17 protein-coding genes and 2 pseudogenes are annotated in these 15,846 nt (G+C 67.2%); 6 read left to right on the top strand and 13 right to left on the bottom strand.

All coding sequences use genetic code 11. The features are described from left to right. Positions 1-445: 445 nt before the first annotated feature. The 8 genes from ABZ928_RS39715 to ABZ928_RS39680 all read right to left on the bottom strand — a co-directional run bounded on the left by ABZ928_RS39715 (position 446) and on the right by ABZ928_RS39680 (position 9,053). On the bottom strand, positions 446-1,378 hold the full coding sequence (locus ABZ928_RS39715; RefSeq protein WP_361529974.1) for a DUF6232 family protein: 933 nt from the start codon (positions 1,376-1,378) through the stop codon (positions 446-448). Continuing rightward, positions 1,375-1,896, bottom strand: a complete 522-nt coding sequence (locus ABZ928_RS39710; RefSeq protein ID WP_361529971.1) for a sigma-70 family RNA polymerase sigma factor — start codon at positions 1,894-1,896, stop codon at positions 1,375-1,377. Before ABZ928_RS39710 ends, ABZ928_RS39715 begins: the two co-directional genes overlap by 4 nt. Continuing rightward, on the bottom strand, positions 1,893-2,291 hold the full coding sequence (locus ABZ928_RS39705; protein WP_361529968.1) for a hypothetical protein: 399 nt from the start codon (positions 2,289-2,291) through the stop codon (positions 1,893-1,895). Before ABZ928_RS39705 ends, ABZ928_RS39710 begins: the two co-directional genes overlap by 4 nt. Before the next feature lie 424 nt (positions 2,292-2,715). Continuing rightward, positions 2,716-4,620, bottom strand: a complete 1,905-nt coding sequence (locus tag ABZ928_RS39700; protein ID WP_361529965.1) for an ATP-binding protein — start codon at positions 4,618-4,620, stop codon at positions 2,716-2,718. Then, on the bottom strand, positions 4,617-5,717 hold the full coding sequence (locus tag ABZ928_RS39695) for a PrgI family protein (protein WP_361529962.1): 1,101 nt from the start codon (positions 5,715-5,717) through the stop codon (positions 4,617-4,619). The genes ABZ928_RS39700 and ABZ928_RS39695 overlap by 4 nt, the downstream gene beginning before the upstream one ends. Beyond that, positions 5,714-7,339 carry a hypothetical protein gene (locus ABZ928_RS39690; RefSeq protein ID WP_361529959.1) on the bottom strand — a complete coding sequence of 542 codons (1,626 nt, stop codon included), beginning with the start codon at positions 7,337-7,339 and terminating at the stop codon, positions 5,714-5,716. Before ABZ928_RS39690 ends, ABZ928_RS39695 begins: the two co-directional genes overlap by 4 nt. Positions 7,340-7,680: 341 nt before the next feature. After that, positions 7,681-8,115 carry a pilin gene (locus ABZ928_RS39685; protein ID WP_361529956.1) on the bottom strand — a complete coding sequence of 145 codons (435 nt, stop codon included), beginning with the start codon at positions 8,113-8,115 and terminating at the stop codon, positions 7,681-7,683. A gap of 71 nt (positions 8,116-8,186) precedes the next feature. Continuing rightward, entirely contained in the window at positions 8,187-9,053 is an 867-nt protein-coding gene (locus ABZ928_RS39680; protein ID WP_361529953.1) for a hypothetical protein, read from the bottom strand. 526 nt (positions 9,054-9,579) lie between these two features. Between ABZ928_RS39680 and ABZ928_RS39675 the strand changes: the two genes are divergently transcribed. The 4 genes and pseudogenes from ABZ928_RS39675 to ABZ928_RS39660 all read left to right on the top strand — a co-directional run. Beyond that, complete coding sequence (locus ABZ928_RS39675; RefSeq protein ID WP_361529950.1) at positions 9,580-10,824, top strand: IS256 family transposase; 1,245 nt, start codon at positions 9,580-9,582, stop codon at positions 10,822-10,824. Between the two features lie 494 nt (positions 10,825-11,318). Further along, positions 11,319-11,594 (top strand): hypothetical protein, encoded by a 276-nt coding sequence (locus tag ABZ928_RS39670; RefSeq protein ID WP_361529947.1) that lies wholly within the window; start codon positions 11,319-11,321, stop codon positions 11,592-11,594. Then, positions 11,591-12,226, top strand: coding sequence for a hypothetical protein (locus ABZ928_RS39665; RefSeq protein ID WP_361529944.1), 636 nt, complete (start codon positions 11,591-11,593; stop codon positions 12,224-12,226). The genes ABZ928_RS39670 and ABZ928_RS39665 overlap by 4 nt, the downstream gene beginning before the upstream one ends. A gap of 36 nt (positions 12,227-12,262) precedes the next feature. After that, a pseudogene (locus tag ABZ928_RS39660) lies at positions 12,263-12,409 on the top strand (hypothetical protein); the annotation flags it as partial. A gap of 205 nt (positions 12,410-12,614) precedes the next feature. Here ABZ928_RS39660 and ABZ928_RS39655 read toward each other — a convergent pair. Together ABZ928_RS39655 and ABZ928_RS39650 are read right to left on the bottom strand one after the other, a co-directional pair. Next, the gene (locus tag ABZ928_RS39655; RefSeq protein ID WP_361529941.1) at positions 12,615-12,866 is read right to left on the bottom strand and encodes a hypothetical protein; all 252 of its coding nucleotides are present in this window, start codon (positions 12,864-12,866) and stop codon (positions 12,615-12,617) included. Positions 12,867-12,873: 7 nt separating this feature from the next. Further along, the gene (locus ABZ928_RS39650) at positions 12,874-13,242 is read right to left on the bottom strand and encodes a hypothetical protein (protein WP_361529938.1); all 369 of its coding nucleotides are present in this window, start codon (positions 13,240-13,242) and stop codon (positions 12,874-12,876) included. 223 nt (positions 13,243-13,465) lie between these two features. On the opposite strand from ABZ928_RS39650, the gene ABZ928_RS39645 reads away from it, so the two are divergent. Next, positions 13,466-13,699 carry a DUF397 domain-containing protein gene (locus ABZ928_RS39645; RefSeq protein WP_361529935.1) on the top strand — a complete coding sequence of 78 codons (234 nt, stop codon included), beginning with the start codon at positions 13,466-13,468 and terminating at the stop codon, positions 13,697-13,699. Between the two features lie 103 nt (positions 13,700-13,802). After that, positions 13,803-14,708, top strand: coding sequence for a universal stress protein (locus ABZ928_RS39640; RefSeq protein WP_361529932.1), 906 nt, complete (start codon positions 13,803-13,805; stop codon positions 14,706-14,708). Between the two features lie 277 nt (positions 14,709-14,985). Here the strand turns inward: ABZ928_RS39640 and ABZ928_RS39635 are convergent, their stop codons facing one another. The 3 genes and pseudogenes from ABZ928_RS39635 to ABZ928_RS39625 all read right to left on the bottom strand — a co-directional run bounded on the left by ABZ928_RS39635 (position 14,986) and on the right by ABZ928_RS39625 (position 15,734). Further along, positions 14,986-15,444, bottom strand: coding sequence for a hypothetical protein (locus tag ABZ928_RS39635; protein WP_361529929.1), 459 nt, complete (start codon positions 15,442-15,444; stop codon positions 14,986-14,988). Between the two features lie 24 nt (positions 15,445-15,468). Next, a pseudogene (locus ABZ928_RS39630) lies at positions 15,469-15,552 on the bottom strand (DUF4118 domain-containing protein); the annotation flags it as partial. 5 nt (positions 15,553-15,557) lie between these two features. After that, the gene (locus ABZ928_RS39625; RefSeq protein ID WP_361529926.1) at positions 15,558-15,734 is read right to left on the bottom strand and encodes a hypothetical protein; all 177 of its coding nucleotides are present in this window, start codon (positions 15,732-15,734) and stop codon (positions 15,558-15,560) included. Between the last annotated feature and the right edge of the window lie 112 nt (positions 15,735-15,846).

Raw genomic sequence — 15,846 nt, 5'->3', positions numbered from 1 at the left:
CCTCCGGGAAGATGGTGAGGAAACACAGACGGCGGTGCCGAACTCTCTGGTGCCGCGGTGGCGTTGCGCCGCTGAGAAGCCGTCATGGCAATGGACTGTGGCTGGCGACAACGGTTACAGGGCATGTCGGCGCTGGATGACCCGACGCATTCCGTTCATCGGACGGTAGTGGCACGCCCGATGAAGGCAGGAGCCGTCGCAAACTCGGCTCTGAGCATGAAGCAGGAGCTGTGGGTCGGTAATTGACGGGCGATCACCAGTGGCCTCACACCAGAAGGCGCCGGAGGGACGTCGAGGCCGAGGACACTGTCCTCCCGCAGAGCGCCGCGACGTCCCCGGGTTCCAGACCTCGTAAGCACTTGCCGTCGGTCCTGACGTCCCTGGAGCCACGCGCTCTGCCTTGTGGATGGTCCCGGCGACTACCTGCCGGGGTAGTCGCCTTTCGTCAGGTTGCGGTGTTGCCGGAGCCGCTGCGCTTTGCCTTGCCGATGCACGCGGCGCCGTACTGCAACATGAAGTCCCCTCGCACGGCGTGCCGCACGTCGTAGGTCACCTGAGCGATATTCGGGCGACCGATCGCCTTGGTGATCTCATGGACGAGATGCTGGATCTCGCCGCTATCTGTCGACCACACGGCCTCACGCAGAGTGCCTGAGGAGTTAAGGACCAAGCCGCACAAGGGCGGCTTGCGTAGCACAGTAACGAGCCGCCAGACCAGCAGAGTCTCCACGGCCAGCAGGATCAACACGCCAACGGGCCCTGCGCTGACTGCCAGAAACCCGCCGAAGAACAGGCAGAAGAGAGTGCGCAGAATGAACTTCTTCCAGGCTGGTCCCTTGTTGACTTCCAGATTTCGCTGTCCTACGTGGGAGATGTTGCTCAAGGGGTAGGCCTCCCCAGCCACCCATAGCACGCGTTCGTTCACTCGGACCTGAACCGTTGAGGAGTGACGGTTCCCGTCTCGTCCTCGTGACTTAGCTCTCTCATTCCGTTCTGCTGGCTGGCGGCGGGATGCTTGCCGTGCCTCGCGGTCTGTAAGCGTTTTGATCAAATCGAGTCCAGCCGCCGTGAGTCGAACAGGCCATTTTTTCGTGGGCTCGGAGCAGAATTCGTAACGGGCTTCAGCCTCAGTTGGGGCGGGCTGTGGTTCGGCAGCCTGGCGGAGCGCACCGAAATTGATACGACCCTCGTTACGGATATGAACGACGAGTGCTTGACCGTCGCCCCGGCCGTGGGCGTCAGCTTCGGGTTCGTCCTCATCGATGATCAGGCGAATACGGGCGGCCTCGGCCGGATCGTCGTGCATTCTCTGGAGGGCCTGCATGAACGACGCAACTCGCTCGTTCCGCGAGGGAGATTCCTCCTGGTTGGTGTTCACTGCTCCTCCCCACTGCTGGTGATCTGCCCATCGGCTTTCTCCTGAAGCTTTCGTAGGGCATCCCGTGTGTAGCCCTTGACCGCTCCCTCTGACACGCCCATGTCGTCAGCGGTCTCTTTGACGCTTCGCTGGTTTATGAAGCGACGAAGGACGGTCTCGCGCTCTCGGGGCGACAGTTCCTGGAGGGCCTGCCCGAGGTAGATCCGATTGACGATCTCTTGATATTCGTCACGGTCGTCGGGGACGTCGAAATCTCCGTGGAGGCGGCGTTCCTCGTGCTGGCCTTCCTGTCTCCACCACTTATTGCACTCGTTGGTTGCGATCCTGTAGGCGTAAGCCATGCAGTTCTCGTGTCTGAGGCGATCCCAGCGGAGACGTAGCGCGGCGAAGACATCGTTGACGATCTCCTCGGCAACCTGGCGTGGCACGCCTCGGCGGATGAGGAACCCCTCCATCACGCCCCTGTGCTCACAGAACAGGTCGACGACTTCGTTGTCGTACTGTTCCCTCTCGCTCACTTGACCTGCTCACTCGCCGGGTAGCCACCCTGGCGCTGGTGCCCTGGCAGCGCCAGGGGGCTCGTGCCAACACTCCGACTGAGGGCTGGTGGAGGCGTCGAGTAGCCAGCGGGGGCGCCGTCTCCTGACAGTGAAGCTTCCTTCGGACCCGAGCTGTTGAGCGAGTCTCCGCTGTGCGGAATCGGGGCAATGCGGATGACCCGAGTGCGACCACCCTCCTCGGTTTCCAGAAAGTCGACGCCGGGCTTCAGCATCGGGATGACGTTCGCGGTGGCCGCGTTGCGCTGGCGCTCAAGCTCGATGGCTGTGCGGTTCTTGGCCCGCTCGGTCATGTACTCCCAGAAGCCTCCGCCGCCGTGGCGGAGGAGGCTCGTGGCGATGTCCAACAGTCCCATCTGGATTTCTCGCTCTCGTGGCTGGTGTCTCACCAATCACAAGTGGAGTGCGAGGTGATAGGTGGGGGCCGTCTTCAAGATTTTTTGGAATCCAGCTTCATGAACTGCTCTCAGATGTGCGTCGTCGGTCGTGGCCGAGGATGCCGCCGGTCATACAATCCGTAACAACCCGCAGTAGTCCACCGCGTAGTTACGCTTCGCTCCGGCTCCAGTCGTGCGAACGACGACCGGCACCGGTACGTGCTGGGCAGCGAGGTCCACTTCTGCAGCCGATCGCGTGCATCTCGCGAAAACTGTGCGACGTGGGGAATGGCATCGGCTTGGGGATTGACACACGGGCTCTCCTCGGAGCGAGGACGTGAGACAGCAGGTCACGGGCGATGGGGGAGAGTGTCGAGCTCACCGCCGCCTAAAGCGGCATCGGTCACAGGTCCAGATCGATCTGGCTGCTCGAATCGGCTGCGAACGCCTCCGCGTCGGGATCTGCGGCTTCCAGATCCAGGAAGGAGGCGTCGTCCGTCGTAGAGATGTCGCTTTCGGCGTAGGCGGCGAGCTCGGCGGGGTCGGTGGTCACCAGGTAGTGCTCGGTCGGCGAGGCGACGGCATGGAAGGCGACTCGCTGCGTGCCGGTGGACAGCAGCCCTTGGCCGCGGTCGGCCGACAGCAGGAACTGCCGCTCGCCCTCGGACAGGTCGAACGTGCGGGTGATCTCGTCGATGGCCTGCGGGGCCTGGCGCAACAGGATCTGCGTGGCGGCATTGGCCACGACGGCCTTGCCGAGGTCGGTGCTGAGGACATCGCCGGAGTCCTGGGTGGCCACGGTCAGGCCGGCCCAGTGCTTGCGGGACGCCTTGGACATCCGGAGCAGGAATTCGGCTCCGGCCGGTTGCTTCATCAGCAGCCATGCCTCGTCGACGGTCACCAGGCGTGGGCGGCGCACGGCGGGGTTGGACACACGGCGCCAGACCGCGTCCAGGGTCAACAGCGTGCCGATGGGCTTGAGTTCGTCGGCCAGGTCGCGCAGGGAGAACACCACGAGATGGCCATCGGGCCGCGTGGTGGTCGGGCCGGCGAACAAGCCGGAGAACGCGCCGTCGACGAACGGATGGAGCCGGGCGGCCAGTTCGTGGGCCGTGTGATCCTCGGACAGGCGGAGAGTGGCGACAAGATCGGCCAGCAGCGGTGCGGGCCGCGTCCAAGTGCGCACGTCCGCGGTGATGCCCGCCCGCTGGTAGGTCGCAGCGATCGCCTGGTCGATCACGGCCCGCTCAGTGGGCGCCGGGTCGGCGCCGAGCAGTACGGCCAAGACGGTGTGCAGGAACAACGCGCGACGCATCAAGGCGTCCTTGGGCGCAGTGCGGCGGCAGTCCGGACGGGTGTGGATGGGCAGATCGAAGGGGTTGAGCCGGACGTCGTCGGCGCCGAGATGAATGTAGGTGCCGCCGACGGCGCCGGCGAGGCGGGCGTACTCGTCCTCGGGATCGATCACGTGGATTTCGATCCCGCGGTAGAGCGATCGCAGCAGCTCCAGCTTGACCAGGTAGCTTTTGCCCGCACCGGAGCGGCCGAGGATCACGCTGTTGTGGTTGTCCAGAGCGAAACGGTCCCAGTGCACCAGCCCTTGGGAGCCGATGTTGTAGCCGTACAGCACACCGGACGGGGCGGCGACTGAGGTGGGGTCGGGTGGGGGCAGATCGGGGCTGGTGAACGGGAACGCCGCCGAGAGCGCCGCGGTGTCGAAAGTGCGGCGCATCCGCACCAGGTCCAGGCCCATCGGCAGGCAGGTCACCCAGCCCTGGAGACTGCGGTACGTGGTGGGCTTGGCGTCCAGCAGCAGGCTGGCGGCCAGCGACCGCACCGCGGCGACCTCGTCGACCAGGTGGTCGTGGCTGGTGGCATGCACGGTCAGGTACAGGCCGAGCCGGAACAGCTTGCCCTCGCCGCGGGCGACACGGGCTGACAGGTCATAGGCGTCCTCCGTGGCTGCCTCGACCTGAGGGTCGAGGAGCCGGCCGTGCTCTTGCGTGTAGCGACGGCCGGACTCCATCTTGGCCAGCTGCCGCTTCAGCCGGCTGGCCGCGGTGACCGGATCGATCGGCTCGATGTGCAGGCTGACGTCCACCCGGCCGGGATAGGTCAGCAGCGGCTGGAGCCAGCCTGGATGCACCTCGCGGGGGAAGCCGGTGACGGCGAAGGAGGCCACCCACTCGCCGCCGACCTCCAGATGCCGGGCTGCGACCGCCAGCGCGTCCGGGGTGAATGCTTCGGCGCCACCCGAGACTGCCTCTGCTTGTCTCCGCGGCCGTGTTCGGGGTCCCTGCCGCTTCACGCGGAGCCCCGCTCTTCGAAGTGAGCGAGCCATGAACCCTCTACGTCATCCTCGGCGGCGGTCGCCGTGGTGATGACGTCATCGGCCCCGGCGAGTGCTGAGGACGGAGACACCATGCTGTCGGGATTGCAGGCGGAGGCCAGGACAGCGGTGGCCTGTCCCGGATCCAGCGGGGTCACGATGACGCCGATGGGCCCGAGGAGTTCGGCTGCCTCGCCGAGGCGGCGCGCCAGGCGGGCCTCGGCGGCACGTCGCGTCGCGTTGACAGCAGGAGCCGGTCGCCGGGCGGGCTTGCGGCGGGTGAGCGAGGCCAGCGGCGAGGCTCCGCCCAGCCCGTCGACTGGGGCAGTGGCACCGAGGGATTCGCGCAGGACGAGCAGGATCTGTCGTCGGAGCAGATCGGTGGTTCGGCCGAGATGGGTGAGGTAGTCGGCGTGCTCGCGGGCGGCGATCTCCAGCGCGGGATGCGGGAGTGAAGGGGCGTACTCGTGCAGTTCGGCGATCTGCGCGGACAGGTCCAGGCGTTCTGCGCGGATGAGTATCTGAACAGGGGCCGTGAGCGAGTGCAGATAGCGGCCGAACACGGTGACCAAGGAGTCCTGCTCGGCCAGAGTGCGCAGGGCGAAGTTGACGGTGCTGCACACTGCAACCGCCGCCATCCCGTCCGAGCCCAGGTCGATCACGCCGGTCGCCGTGACACCTTCGGCGGGCAACCGCAGTGCGGCGGGAGAGACAGTGACCTCCTGTTGCCCATCGCTCACCGTGGCCTGTTGAGACAGCCAAGTCGGTGCGGGGTGGATGCCCTCCGGGGCGGTCACCTGATAACGAGGGGCTACGCGTTGGCGCACGGCGGCGAGCATCAGGCGGTCCAGTGGCAGCCCATCACGCCGTCCCAGAGCAACGAAGACAGCGGTGGCCGAGATGGGGACGGCGGGGATCAGGAACACCGGCAGGGGCACGAAGGTGCGTGTGACGGACCAACCCCCGTACAGCACAAGCCCGGTGACGGCCAGGATCATCAGCTGACGGGCAGTCAGGCCAGCCAGGACGGTGTCCTCGCGATCGACATCGGCAGGAATGCGCACGAGCTGAGTCACGACGGGGCACCTCCTGAGCGGTCGTTCCGGCCACGGTGTGCGGGTGGCGGCAGAGCGCGCTGTACGCGCGAGTTGTTCATGGGTGGTGGGGGACGGAAGACTGTCGGCGGCCGGGCGCTGGGAGGTCCGTAGCGCTCGGAGGCTGCCTGGGACTCGGGTACCGGCGACCGGAAGGTGGTGGGCGCGGGCGGCCCCGCGGTGTACCGGGGTGCGATGTGGGGCTGTGGGGTGGGCTGTTGGAAGCGGGGGTGCGCGGGAACTGCGGGCCCACCGATTGCCCCGGTCTGCGGGGTGGGCCTGGCTCCGCCGTCGGGCGCTTGGAATACCGGCAGACCGGGAGGCCGGGTCGGTGTTGTCGACGGCATGGACGGCCGGGCAGGGTTCGCGCCGGCTGGTGGGTCTCCGGGAGCCCGGAAATCCGGCATCGATGGCGGGCCGCTGGCCCGGCCGATCGGCCGGTTGCTCTCGGGGCCCGTGGGAATCGGCGGAAGGAACAGCGGGGTCCCGGACGGGCGGAGCGGGCCGACTGCCGGTCGGCTCGTCCCTGCCGGTGAGGGAGTCCCGCTGCCTCGGCGGCCCGAACCACCTGAAGACGGTCCTGCCCCGGACGGCATGGGGGAGCGGGTGGTTCCGCCCGGTCCTCCGGAGGGAGGTGTACGGCGTCCACCACCACGTGCCCCACTCCCACTGCGCAGCAGCCCGAACGTCTTGTACATCACGTATGCGCGGGCCATACCGCCGACGAACGAGCGGCCGCTGCCGAGACGGATGGACCCCAGGATCCAGAACGGGATCTTGAAGACGATGTACATCAGCGCCAGCGTGATGAGCACATTGACCAGCCCGCTGTCATTGAGCCCGAACAGCCCTTTGGAGCCGAATCCGCCAGGAGTCAAGAACACCCGCACGCCGGTGATCAGCGCGAGTGACTGGGCGACCTGGATGGCCAGCACGCCGCCGAAGGCCTTCCACCACCAGCGGGCGATGCCGTCGGTCTGCGGCAGGACATGGCAGATCAGCGCGAGGGGCGCAGCGACTATCAGAATGATCGTCAGAGCCACTCGCACGACATACGTCAGTAGCAGCGCGACCAGGACCCCGATGGCCACGAGCCACATCAGGACGAGGAAGATGCTGCCGCTGTCGGAGTTGAAGGAGTTGAGGACGAAGTCGCGCAGGGCGGGTCCCGCGGTGTCGGCGTCGAGACCGCCGCCCATGGCGGCGTGGGAGAGTCCGTTGGCCAGGTCGACGGCCTTGCCCGCGAGAAACAGCGACAGGGCCGCCGCGAGGAAGGCCACGGGGATCCGCGGAGCCATCTCCTTGATCGAATAGCGGCTCTGCACCGTCTCATGACCCATCACCACGACACCGGCGATGGTGACGAGCAGGGCGTAGCAGGCGAGAGCGATCTGCCAGGAGTTCGTCCACAACTCGCCGACGCGTGGCATGGACGTGGGACTCGGCGTAGTCAATAGCGTGCCGCTGAGCAGGTCGAGCAGCGGATTGAGCGCGTACTTGATCACCGATTTGAAGAAGCCTGTGATCGCGCTGGTGACACCTTTCGCGATCCATCCGGATATCCCGCCGGTGCCGTCGCCCTCGGGCACCTCGGCCGGGGGCATGAGTCCTGCGGTGGGTGCCGGGGAGGCCGAAGCACCGGGCTGTGGGATGCAATCCGACCCTGAGCACGGGGACGCGGATCCTGTCGGTGTTGCTGTTGGTGTGGGTTCGGCGGGGGCGGTTGGGGTCGGCACTGGTCCCGGACTTGGGCTCGGGTCGGCGTACGCGGAGAGCACGGAGGCGAGCACCGCCAGGGTCACGATGCCGAGCACGAGTGCGCGGCGTCGGCGACGTTGATGACGGCGGCGACTCGGCTGTGCCGCACGGGCGTTCCGGGGCCGACCGGAGGCGGTCGGACCCGGGAGCCGATCTGCCACGGAGGTGCTGGCCCGGACGGAAGCCATCACGCACCCACGATTCCTTTGAGGATTTCGACCACCAGCGGAGCCAACGCCGCCAGCCCGTAGCCATAACCGGCGCTCTTGAAAGCGGTCTTGGCCTTCTCCACCTCCCCGGGATCACCACCGGCCATGACGTAACGCACGCCGCCGATGCTCAAGAACACCGTGGCGAGACCCGCCAGAATGCCCATGATCCAGTTACGGATGTTGTCCAGCACTTCGTCGACGGACTTGGCCAATGCCAGCACCTGTTCCGCCCCTGCCGCGTGTGCAGTCGAGGTGCATAGGAGGGCCGTTGCCGTGGCGATCAGACCGAGCACAGTCCAGCGGAACGCTCGGCCGGCGCGATTCCGAGCAGACCGTTTGAGGCGCGGCGTGGGCGGCTCGGTGATGTTCGAGCGGCGCTTCATGGCGACCATGGCGGATATACGGCGCATGGGACGTACCTCCGGCGAGGTATCGAGGGCGCGGGCGCCCGTATGGGTCTCCCGCACTAGAAGAGGCCGCGCTACGCGGCGCCTTTGGACACTGCGGTCGAAGTTTCCTTGCCGGTGCCCGATGGGCTTCGAGCGGAAGAACCGCTCACGGAGAGTGAAGTCCGTCGGCCCTGGCGCCGCCTCTCCGAGGCCGCGGCATCGGCCATCGCGGCGTTGGCGACGGGATCCGCTTCGGCCGTGGCCGAGGAGCCGTCCCGGATGAAGGCGACCAGTCGGTGCTCGGACCGGCTCCGGGCCTTATACACGGCCTCCGGGGTCATGCCGTGCCCGTCGGCCCAGTCCGTCACGGACTCGTCGCCCAACCGAGTGCTGCCGATGAGGTCCGCCTCGGTCCGGGTGAGGACTCCCGCCCGGACCGCCCGCGCCAGCACCAGGTCCGGATGTCCCCACGGAGGATGCGGCGGAGTGGAACGGAAACCAGGGGCTACAGGAGTGGGGGCATCGAGCGCCTCAGTCAGCGCAGCGAACCCACGCCGGTATGCGGCCCACTTCAGCCGTATGAGCACCTGCGGTCGGTCCAGGTCGATCGTGGCCAGTCCGTTGAGGAAGCCAACAAGGACTTCGGCGTGCACATCGAACGGATCGTCCGGATAACGGGCCGCGAGCCACCCGGTGGTGTGGGCCAGCGCGGGCAACGCCATGCCCACACACGCCAGCGTCCATGTGGCACCCTCCGACCGCGAGCGGCGTATCAGCTGTGCCCAGACCACGTCCTTCGTCCGGCGAGGACACGCTCGACGCATCAGCAGGCGTTGCAACTCGTCAAGGGCGACGGAGCGGTTGGGAAGCCCCAGGAGGTCGCGGCAGTCCACGGACAAGGGCTTCGGCCCGGTCACCAGGTACGTGAAGCACTCCTGGGCGGTGTCCAGAGGGAGCACGCGTTCTCCCGGAGCAGTCGGACGATGCTTTCCGCTGTGTTGGGCGACGTTCGGCTTCACGGCGTTTCCTCCGTCGTTGAAGGGATGACGCCTCAAGGAGGCGACGCCAACGACAAGAGGAGGCCAATTGGCTCTTGCATCACTACGTCGGCGGGCCGCGTTGGTGATGACGGGCGGGTGCTCGGCGGACCGACTCGCGCGGCGGCATCGTGAGGAGCGCAGGTGCCGGTTTCATAGAGGGCTTGGTCCGTCTTAGTAGCGTCGTAGTAGCACCTGACCGGGGTCTTTAGTAGTGATCTAGGCGTGAGTTCAGTACGCGGCGTGGAGCGCGGCGCACGACCAGTGGCGCGAGCCAGCGCATCCCGTCGGATCGTGTCCCTTGAAGTGGTGTAGTCGGGCCGTGTCCCGGAACGCGCGGGTGTCTGCCCGGGGCGTGTATCCGCTGACCGTGCGTGCTCCCTGAACAAGGGCAGGCCATCGCGTAAGTCTCCCTGGTGAACGGGCAGTTCAACCGGAGGAGCACGCGATGGCCTTGTCCCAGTCTGAGCTGATGCGGCTGCTGGAGTCACTACGTCGGTCCGATGGAGTTGAAGCAATCAGGGTGGTGTGCGAGCGCATCCTGCAGGAGCTCATCAAGGCCGAGGCCACCGACGTGATCGGTGCCGCCCCGGGTGAGCACACCGACAAGCGCACGACCTGGCGCAACGGACACCGCGACCGGCTGCTGACCACGCAGGCCGGCGACCTGGACCTGAAGATCCCGAAAGTGCGGACCGGCTCGTTCTTCCCCTCCCTGCTGGAGCGGCGCCGGCGCATCGACCGGGCGCTGTTCGCCGTGGTGATGGAGGCATACGTGCATGGCGTGTCCACCCGCAGCGTGGATGACCTGGTCAAAGCACTTGGCGCGGACTCCGGGATCTCCAAGTCCGAGGTCTCGCGGATCTGCGGTGAGCTGGACGAGGAACTGACCGCGTTCAAGGAACGGCCGCTGGATCACACCGTCTTCCCCTACGTCTTCCTGGACGCCACCTACTGCAAGGCCCGCGTGAATCACCGAATCGCCTCCCAGGCTGTGGTCATCGCGACCGGCATCTCCGCCACCGGGCACCGCGAGATCCTCGGCCTCATGGTCGGCGACAGCGAATCGAAGCCGTTCTGGACGAAGTTCCTGCGCAGTCTGCGGGCTCGTGGCCTGGAGAACGTCCAGCTGGTCATCTCCGACAGCCACAGCGGGCTGGTGGCCGCGATCCGCACGGTTTTCCTCGGCTCGGCCTGGCAAAGGTGCCGGGTTCACTTCGTCCGGGACGTGTTCTCGGTGATCGAAAAGGGTTCCGGGGAGATGGTCGCGGCCACCATCCGCACCATCTTCGCGCAGACCACCGGCGAGCAGGTCCGCAGCCAGCTGGACGTGGTCGCCGACATGCTCGGACGGCAGTTCCCGCAGGTCAAGAAGATGCTGCTGGACGCCGCAGCCGACATCACCGCGTTCGCGGACTTCCCACCAGCGCACTGGAAGAAGATCTGGTCGACCAACCCGCTGGAGCGGCTGAACCGGGAGATCAAACGACGGGCCGACGTCGTCCAGGTCTTCCCCAACCCCGCCGCCCTGGACCGGCTCGCCGCCGCGGTGCTGGCCGAACTCCACGACGAGTGGCAGGTCTTCGACCGCCGCTACCTCTCCGAAGCCTCCATGGCTGAACTCTTCAGCACCCAGCCGACCCCACCCGACCCGCAGATCACCCCGCAACCGGAACCGAAACAGCTGCCGTGACTACACCACCCAGCGGGACATGACCTCCCGTCGCGATGAGGCGTGTCGAAAATGCAGGCGATTTCCGGCCTCTTGTAGTGACAGGACACTTCGCGTCCGAGGGGCTCGCCATGTCTCAGTCTGATCGACCGCATGATGCAGAAGAGGCGCCGTGGCTGACGGAGGCCGTACTCGACGTCGTCTCTCGATACAGCCAGCGGTGCGAACGCGTACTCGCACTGATCTCGCATACGGACGAGTACCACCCAGTCTGTCTGACCGCGTTGAAACGGGCCGCCGAGTCTGCCTTGCGACTCGGAAGGACCGTGGAGACGCGCACCGTCGACCCAGCGTGCCCCGGCCCGGCCTGTCGTTCCGAGGGGCCGACCGAGCCCGAGTCCGTGCCCGGACTCATGCCACCGCCTTCTGGCTCGGAGCCGCCGGACGCAGTCGTACACCGGACCCTCAAGTCCGCAGCGGACTCCCGGCGGACCGGCCGCACGGCCTTCGGTACGGTGATCGCCACCGTGGACTCGCTGTCGGTTCCCTGGGTCGACGACATCCCGTGGCGCGAACTGCTCGGGCCCGCCGGGCTACTTGCCTTCATCACGTACAGTCACCTCGGCCGTGAAGGTACAGCCGATCCCTCCCACTATTTGGCGAGTGCGGCCCACCGTCATGGACTGGTCCTGCTCGATCAGATGGGCCCGCTCGACTCGCCCGATCATGTGCGCGTGGACCTGCTGCTGTTCATCCAGCCCTTGCCGGTTCCGGCGAGGCGCCTGCCATGACGCGGAATCCTGTTTCGGGCCGGGTGAGCGGAATCGCCGGGAGCTCCAGCCGCACGGCGTCCTCGACCGTAGGGCGGTTCCATTGGGGCACCATGCGCGGGCACGAGCCGATCGCGTTGCCGACGTGGCGAGTGACGGCGCTGGCGGAAGACGTTGCGGCGGGTGTCGCAGGGATCCTGGGCGGTGAGCTGCGAAGGGAAGTGGTTTCTGACGATCACCTGATCGAGTTGATGACCAACATCTCTCGCGTCGACCTCGAGATCTACGATGTCGCGGACTGTTATGGGGATACGCGTCTGTACGGGTTATGTGAGATGGACGGGGCCCCTTGCGTGACGTCGGAGCTGTCGGCGGTCGTGCGCGGATCACGGCCGTACATCCGGCTGAGGTTCAGCCTCGCCGAGGATCCCGCGCTCGGACTGTTCGAGTTCCACGGCTCGTCCTGGGCGCTCGCGCGTGACCTGGCCCCGGTGCTGGATGCGCTCGGCGGCCGATCGGTCTCGGCAGCGCACTGCGCGCTCAGCATTGAGGCCTCTTGGAGCCCACGCTCCCGGGACTGCCGCAGTCGAGCAATGCCTGGCCCCAGGCTTCGACTCCTCGACGCAGTGACTGTGCGTGGGCCTGAACGGTGAGGGTGGTCCTGGCCGGTCGTCTTTTGGACGGTTCCGGACCGGCACACCCCGGAACTCATGGAGACCTTCCACCATCTGGTGGTTCGCGACGGCCTCGAGCCGGCCGAGGCGCAGGCACGAATGATCGGCGAACAGGACGTCCATCCCTTCCACTGGGCCGCCTTCTCCCACCAAGGTCGGTAGAGGTCTGACATGGATCCCGTCGAGTCGTGCTGGCACAGGCAGTTTGTGCTGCTGAAGGGGGCTTCCCGCCGCGGAGCGGATGGACGCGCAGGCCGGAGTCGGCGTTGCAACGGTGTGTGTGCTCTGCATCGGCGGACTGCTGAGCAGCGGAGGCGTCTGGCCTGACCTGGTCTTTGAGGCCGTATCTCTATCGATCACATCGCGCTCATGATCGATAGAGATACGGCCTCTCACGCCAGCCCTGGTAGGTCCGGTCGACGAGAGGGTCGACGGAGTCCGGCGCGACGGCCGAGGCGACGATGCGGATCTGAACGCGTGCCCAGCGGATGGCTGATGCAGGGGTCGGACACCGGGCGGAGTTGATCCGCCGTCCATCCACGTGGCGCCAATCGCACCAGAATCCCGGCGTCAGGATGCTCTCGGCGTGCGTCAGCGCGGACGAGCCGTGCAGCAGCATGGGGTGATCAGGTCGCATGAGGGCTCGGCTCAGTGTAGATCCACAGCAGGCGCCGGGCCAGGTTGGCCACGTCACGCATGTAGAAGAAGGCGTTGAAGGCCGCGGTCTGCTGTGTGGGACGGTTCGTCTTCTCCAGCAGGTGGTAGGCCTGTCTGAACAGGTTTCTGACGGCGGCGTCTTCGTCGGCGCCGAGTTCCTCGCCCAGCAGCAGACGCAGCTGTCCGACGATGGCCGTCGTCCTGGTGTCGATCTCCTCGCGGGTCGACGTGCCCAGCTCCATCTTGAGGGCGGCGTCGGTGCCGTCCGCGATCGACTCCACGTCGATGGGCGGGCCGTCGACGGCTGGAGCGTCGGGTTCGTCGGTCACGGTGGCCACCACGCATCTCCCCTCGGTACCGCAGGGTGCGGCTTCCTCAGTTGCTCGGGTTCGCCAACGACCGTAGGACGGCCGCCTTCCAACCCCCAAGTAGATTGCGCGAGTTTGCAGCAAGTCGATTGACGGCCTCGAACAGGGACTCGACCATCGTGATGTCGCGCAAACAAGCGCAAGGCAGCAAATCCAACACTTCGACCAGATGCCGAGCGACTAGGAGAGCACCATGCAGACCGTGGACCCCAACTGGCGTACCAGCTCCTACACCGGGACGGAGAACTGCATCGAAGTGGCCGACAACGAACCGACGATGGTGATGGTTCGGGACACGAAGGCACGCAGCCGCGGAATCAACCGTCCGGACGGCCGCCTGGGCGGCATTCGTGGAGCTCGGCAAGGAGGGATAGCGATGGGCTGCCGACAGCCCATCAGAGGCACCGGTGGCTCGTACGCCTCGTGAACCAGTGGGCCGGTCGGTCCATGTCCGGGACTTGTGGCCCCTGCCCCGTGCGTATTTCTGTCAGGACCATGAATTGGGATCCCCGATTCAGGAGGTGGACACCATGGTCCGCACCGTCACTGTGGGCCTCGACGGCTCGACCGAAAGCCGGACGGCCGCCGAGTGGGCGGCCCGCGAGGCGAAGTTGCGCGGTTTGCCGCTGAAGATCGTCCACGTATGGGAGCCGGTCCCGGAGCCAATGGCCCAGGCACCGCTGCTCGGTGCCGAGACGCAACAGCACTGGAGCGAACGGATTCCCCGCGAGGCGGCGGACGGCCTCAGGCTCCGGCACTCCGGGGTGGACGTGACCGAGCAGCAGATCAGCGGCCGGCCTGCCGAGGTCCTGATCCAGGCGGCCGAGGACGCGGAACTGCTCGTCCTCGGCTCCCGTGGCCTGAGCGGGATCGCCGGGTTCATGGTCGGCTCCGTCGGCATGTCCGTCGTGGCGCATGCCGAACGGCCCGTCGTCCTGGTCCGCGCCGGCGAGCAGGCCGCCGACGAACATGAGGAGGATCCGACGGGCATCCCGTCTGCCGCCGCGCCCTACCGGCCCGTCGTCCTGGGCCTCGACGCAGGCAGCCCGGACGACTCGGTGATCGAGTTCGCCTTCGAGGCCGCCACCCGGCGCGAGACCGGCCTGAGGGTCGTGTTCGGCTGGAACCTGCCGCCGTACTACGTCTACGGCCTGTCCGCCGACATCGGCCTGCACGACGAGATCTCCCGGCAGCAGGCCACGACCCTGGCCGAGGCCGTGCGGCCCTGGCGCCAGAAGTACCCGAACGTCGATGTCGTCGAGGAGTCCCGCTCCGGCAGTCCCTCGGTCCACCTGGTCGATGCCTCCCGTGAGGCCTCGCTGGTCGTCGTGGGCCGTCGGATCCGCCGCAGTCCGATCGGCGCCCACATCGGCCCGGTCACACACGCAGTACTGCACCACGCCGGCGCGCCCGTCGCCGTCGTCGCGCACGACTGACACCGCCGTCCCGGACACCCCTGAGGAGCAATCCACTATGAGAGGAGCGAGGCACGGACGGTATAGGCGTTGGGGGCGGCCTCGCGCCATGCGGACCTCCTGGTGACAGGCGCCGGACGCCGCGAGGGACGTCACCCCGGCCCCAGTCCGGCCGCATGGCCTACGTGGTCCGGGAACCTCGTGGCAGGGGTACGGAGACCAGCAGGTAGGCGATCATGTTCAGCCGGGCCGCTTCCTGCTGTCGCTCGACCGGTCAGGAACGGCACCCGCAACACCGCTACCCGTCGAGCACCGGCCCAGCCGTGTCGAGCGCCGCGCCCACATGGTCGGCGAGGCTCACGGCGGCCAGGCGGGACTGCAGGGGAGCGGGCGCGATCCCGGGTTCCGGGAGCAGCATGAAACGGCCGAGATAGCGGCCGCCCACCGAGGTGCGCAGTTCGATTTCTCCGTCGGGCCAGCCGTCTTGCTCCAGAGGCCAGTGAGCGCGCCCTGCAGTGACGGAGCCGTCCTGTTCCAGGCGAGGCGGTCGGCCGAGCAGTGTTCCGTGTTCGAAGCGGCAGCCGCGCAGTCCCAGGATCTCGACGAATTGCCGGCGTACCTGGTCCACCGCGGCGTACGGCGAGGCTCCGGACTGAACGAGGTTCGCGGTGTCGTGGATGCGGGCGAGAAGCGCCGCGTCGGTGATGGTGACCAGCTTCAACGTGCGGGCATGGGCGACGAGTTGGGAGACTGCCACGCCTACCGCCAGGAGCAGGAGTGTCGTGGCGATATCGTCGCTGCCGGCGATGGTGAACCGCTGGTACGGGCGGGTGAGGAAGAAGTCGAACCAGGCGGCCGACGACAGTGCCGTCAGGACCCGGCGGTCCGGTTGCCGAGGGCGGCCACCGCCACGACGACCACGACGAGGACGAGGGCCAGGTTCGCGGACGAGATGTGGGGGCGGAACGGGACCAGGGCGAGAGCGACCATGAGCGGGGCGATCAGGGCCGCCGCGAGGGCGATCCGGTCACGAAGCTGGTTCCGCATGGTTCACCTCGCGGGACTGGTAGGCAGCCGTTGACGCAAGCATCCCGCCGCCTGCCTCGCACGGCACCGGGGCGTGCATGGCCTTGACACGTCTCTGACGCCGGCCGTAGCT

The organism is Streptomyces sp. NPDC046909 (assembly GCF_040644695.1).
GTDB lineage: Bacteria > Actinomycetota > Actinomycetes > Streptomycetales > Streptomycetaceae > Streptomyces.
This window is presented reverse-complemented; position numbering and strand designations above follow the sequence as displayed.

What these genes read in the sequence shown, in the direction of transcription:
- ABZ928_RS39705 (WP_361529968.1), bottom strand. Translation starts at nt 2,291, where the DNA reads ATGGGACTGTTGGACATCGCCACGAGCCTCCTCCGCCACGGCGGCGGA.
- ABZ928_RS39675 (WP_361529950.1), top strand. Translation starts at nt 9,580, where the DNA reads ATGGCCTTGTCCCAGTCTGAGCTGATGCGGCTGCTGGAGTCACTACGT.
- ABZ928_RS39665 (WP_361529944.1), top strand. Translation starts at nt 11,591, where the DNA reads ATGACGCGGAATCCTGTTTCGGGCCGGGTGAGCGGAATCGCCGGGAGC.
- ABZ928_RS39645 (WP_361529935.1), top strand. Translation starts at nt 13,466, where the DNA reads ATGCAGACCGTGGACCCCAACTGGCGTACCAGCTCCTACACCGGGACG.
- ABZ928_RS39690 (WP_361529959.1), bottom strand. Translation starts at nt 7,339, where the DNA reads ATGCCCCCGGCCGAGGTGCCCGAGGGCGACGGCACCGGCGGGATATCC.
- ABZ928_RS39625 (WP_361529926.1), bottom strand. Translation starts at nt 15,734, where the DNA reads ATGCGGAACCAGCTTCGTGACCGGATCGCCCTCGCGGCGGCCCTGATC.
- ABZ928_RS39685 (WP_361529956.1), bottom strand. Translation starts at nt 8,115, where the DNA reads ATGCGCCGTATATCCGCCATGGTCGCCATGAAGCGCCGCTCGAACATC.
- ABZ928_RS39655 (WP_361529941.1), bottom strand. Translation starts at nt 12,866, where the DNA reads ATGCTGCTGCACGGCTCGTCCGCGCTGACGCACGCCGAGAGCATCCTG.
- ABZ928_RS39640 (WP_361529932.1), top strand. Translation starts at nt 13,803, where the DNA reads ATGGTCCGCACCGTCACTGTGGGCCTCGACGGCTCGACCGAAAGCCGG.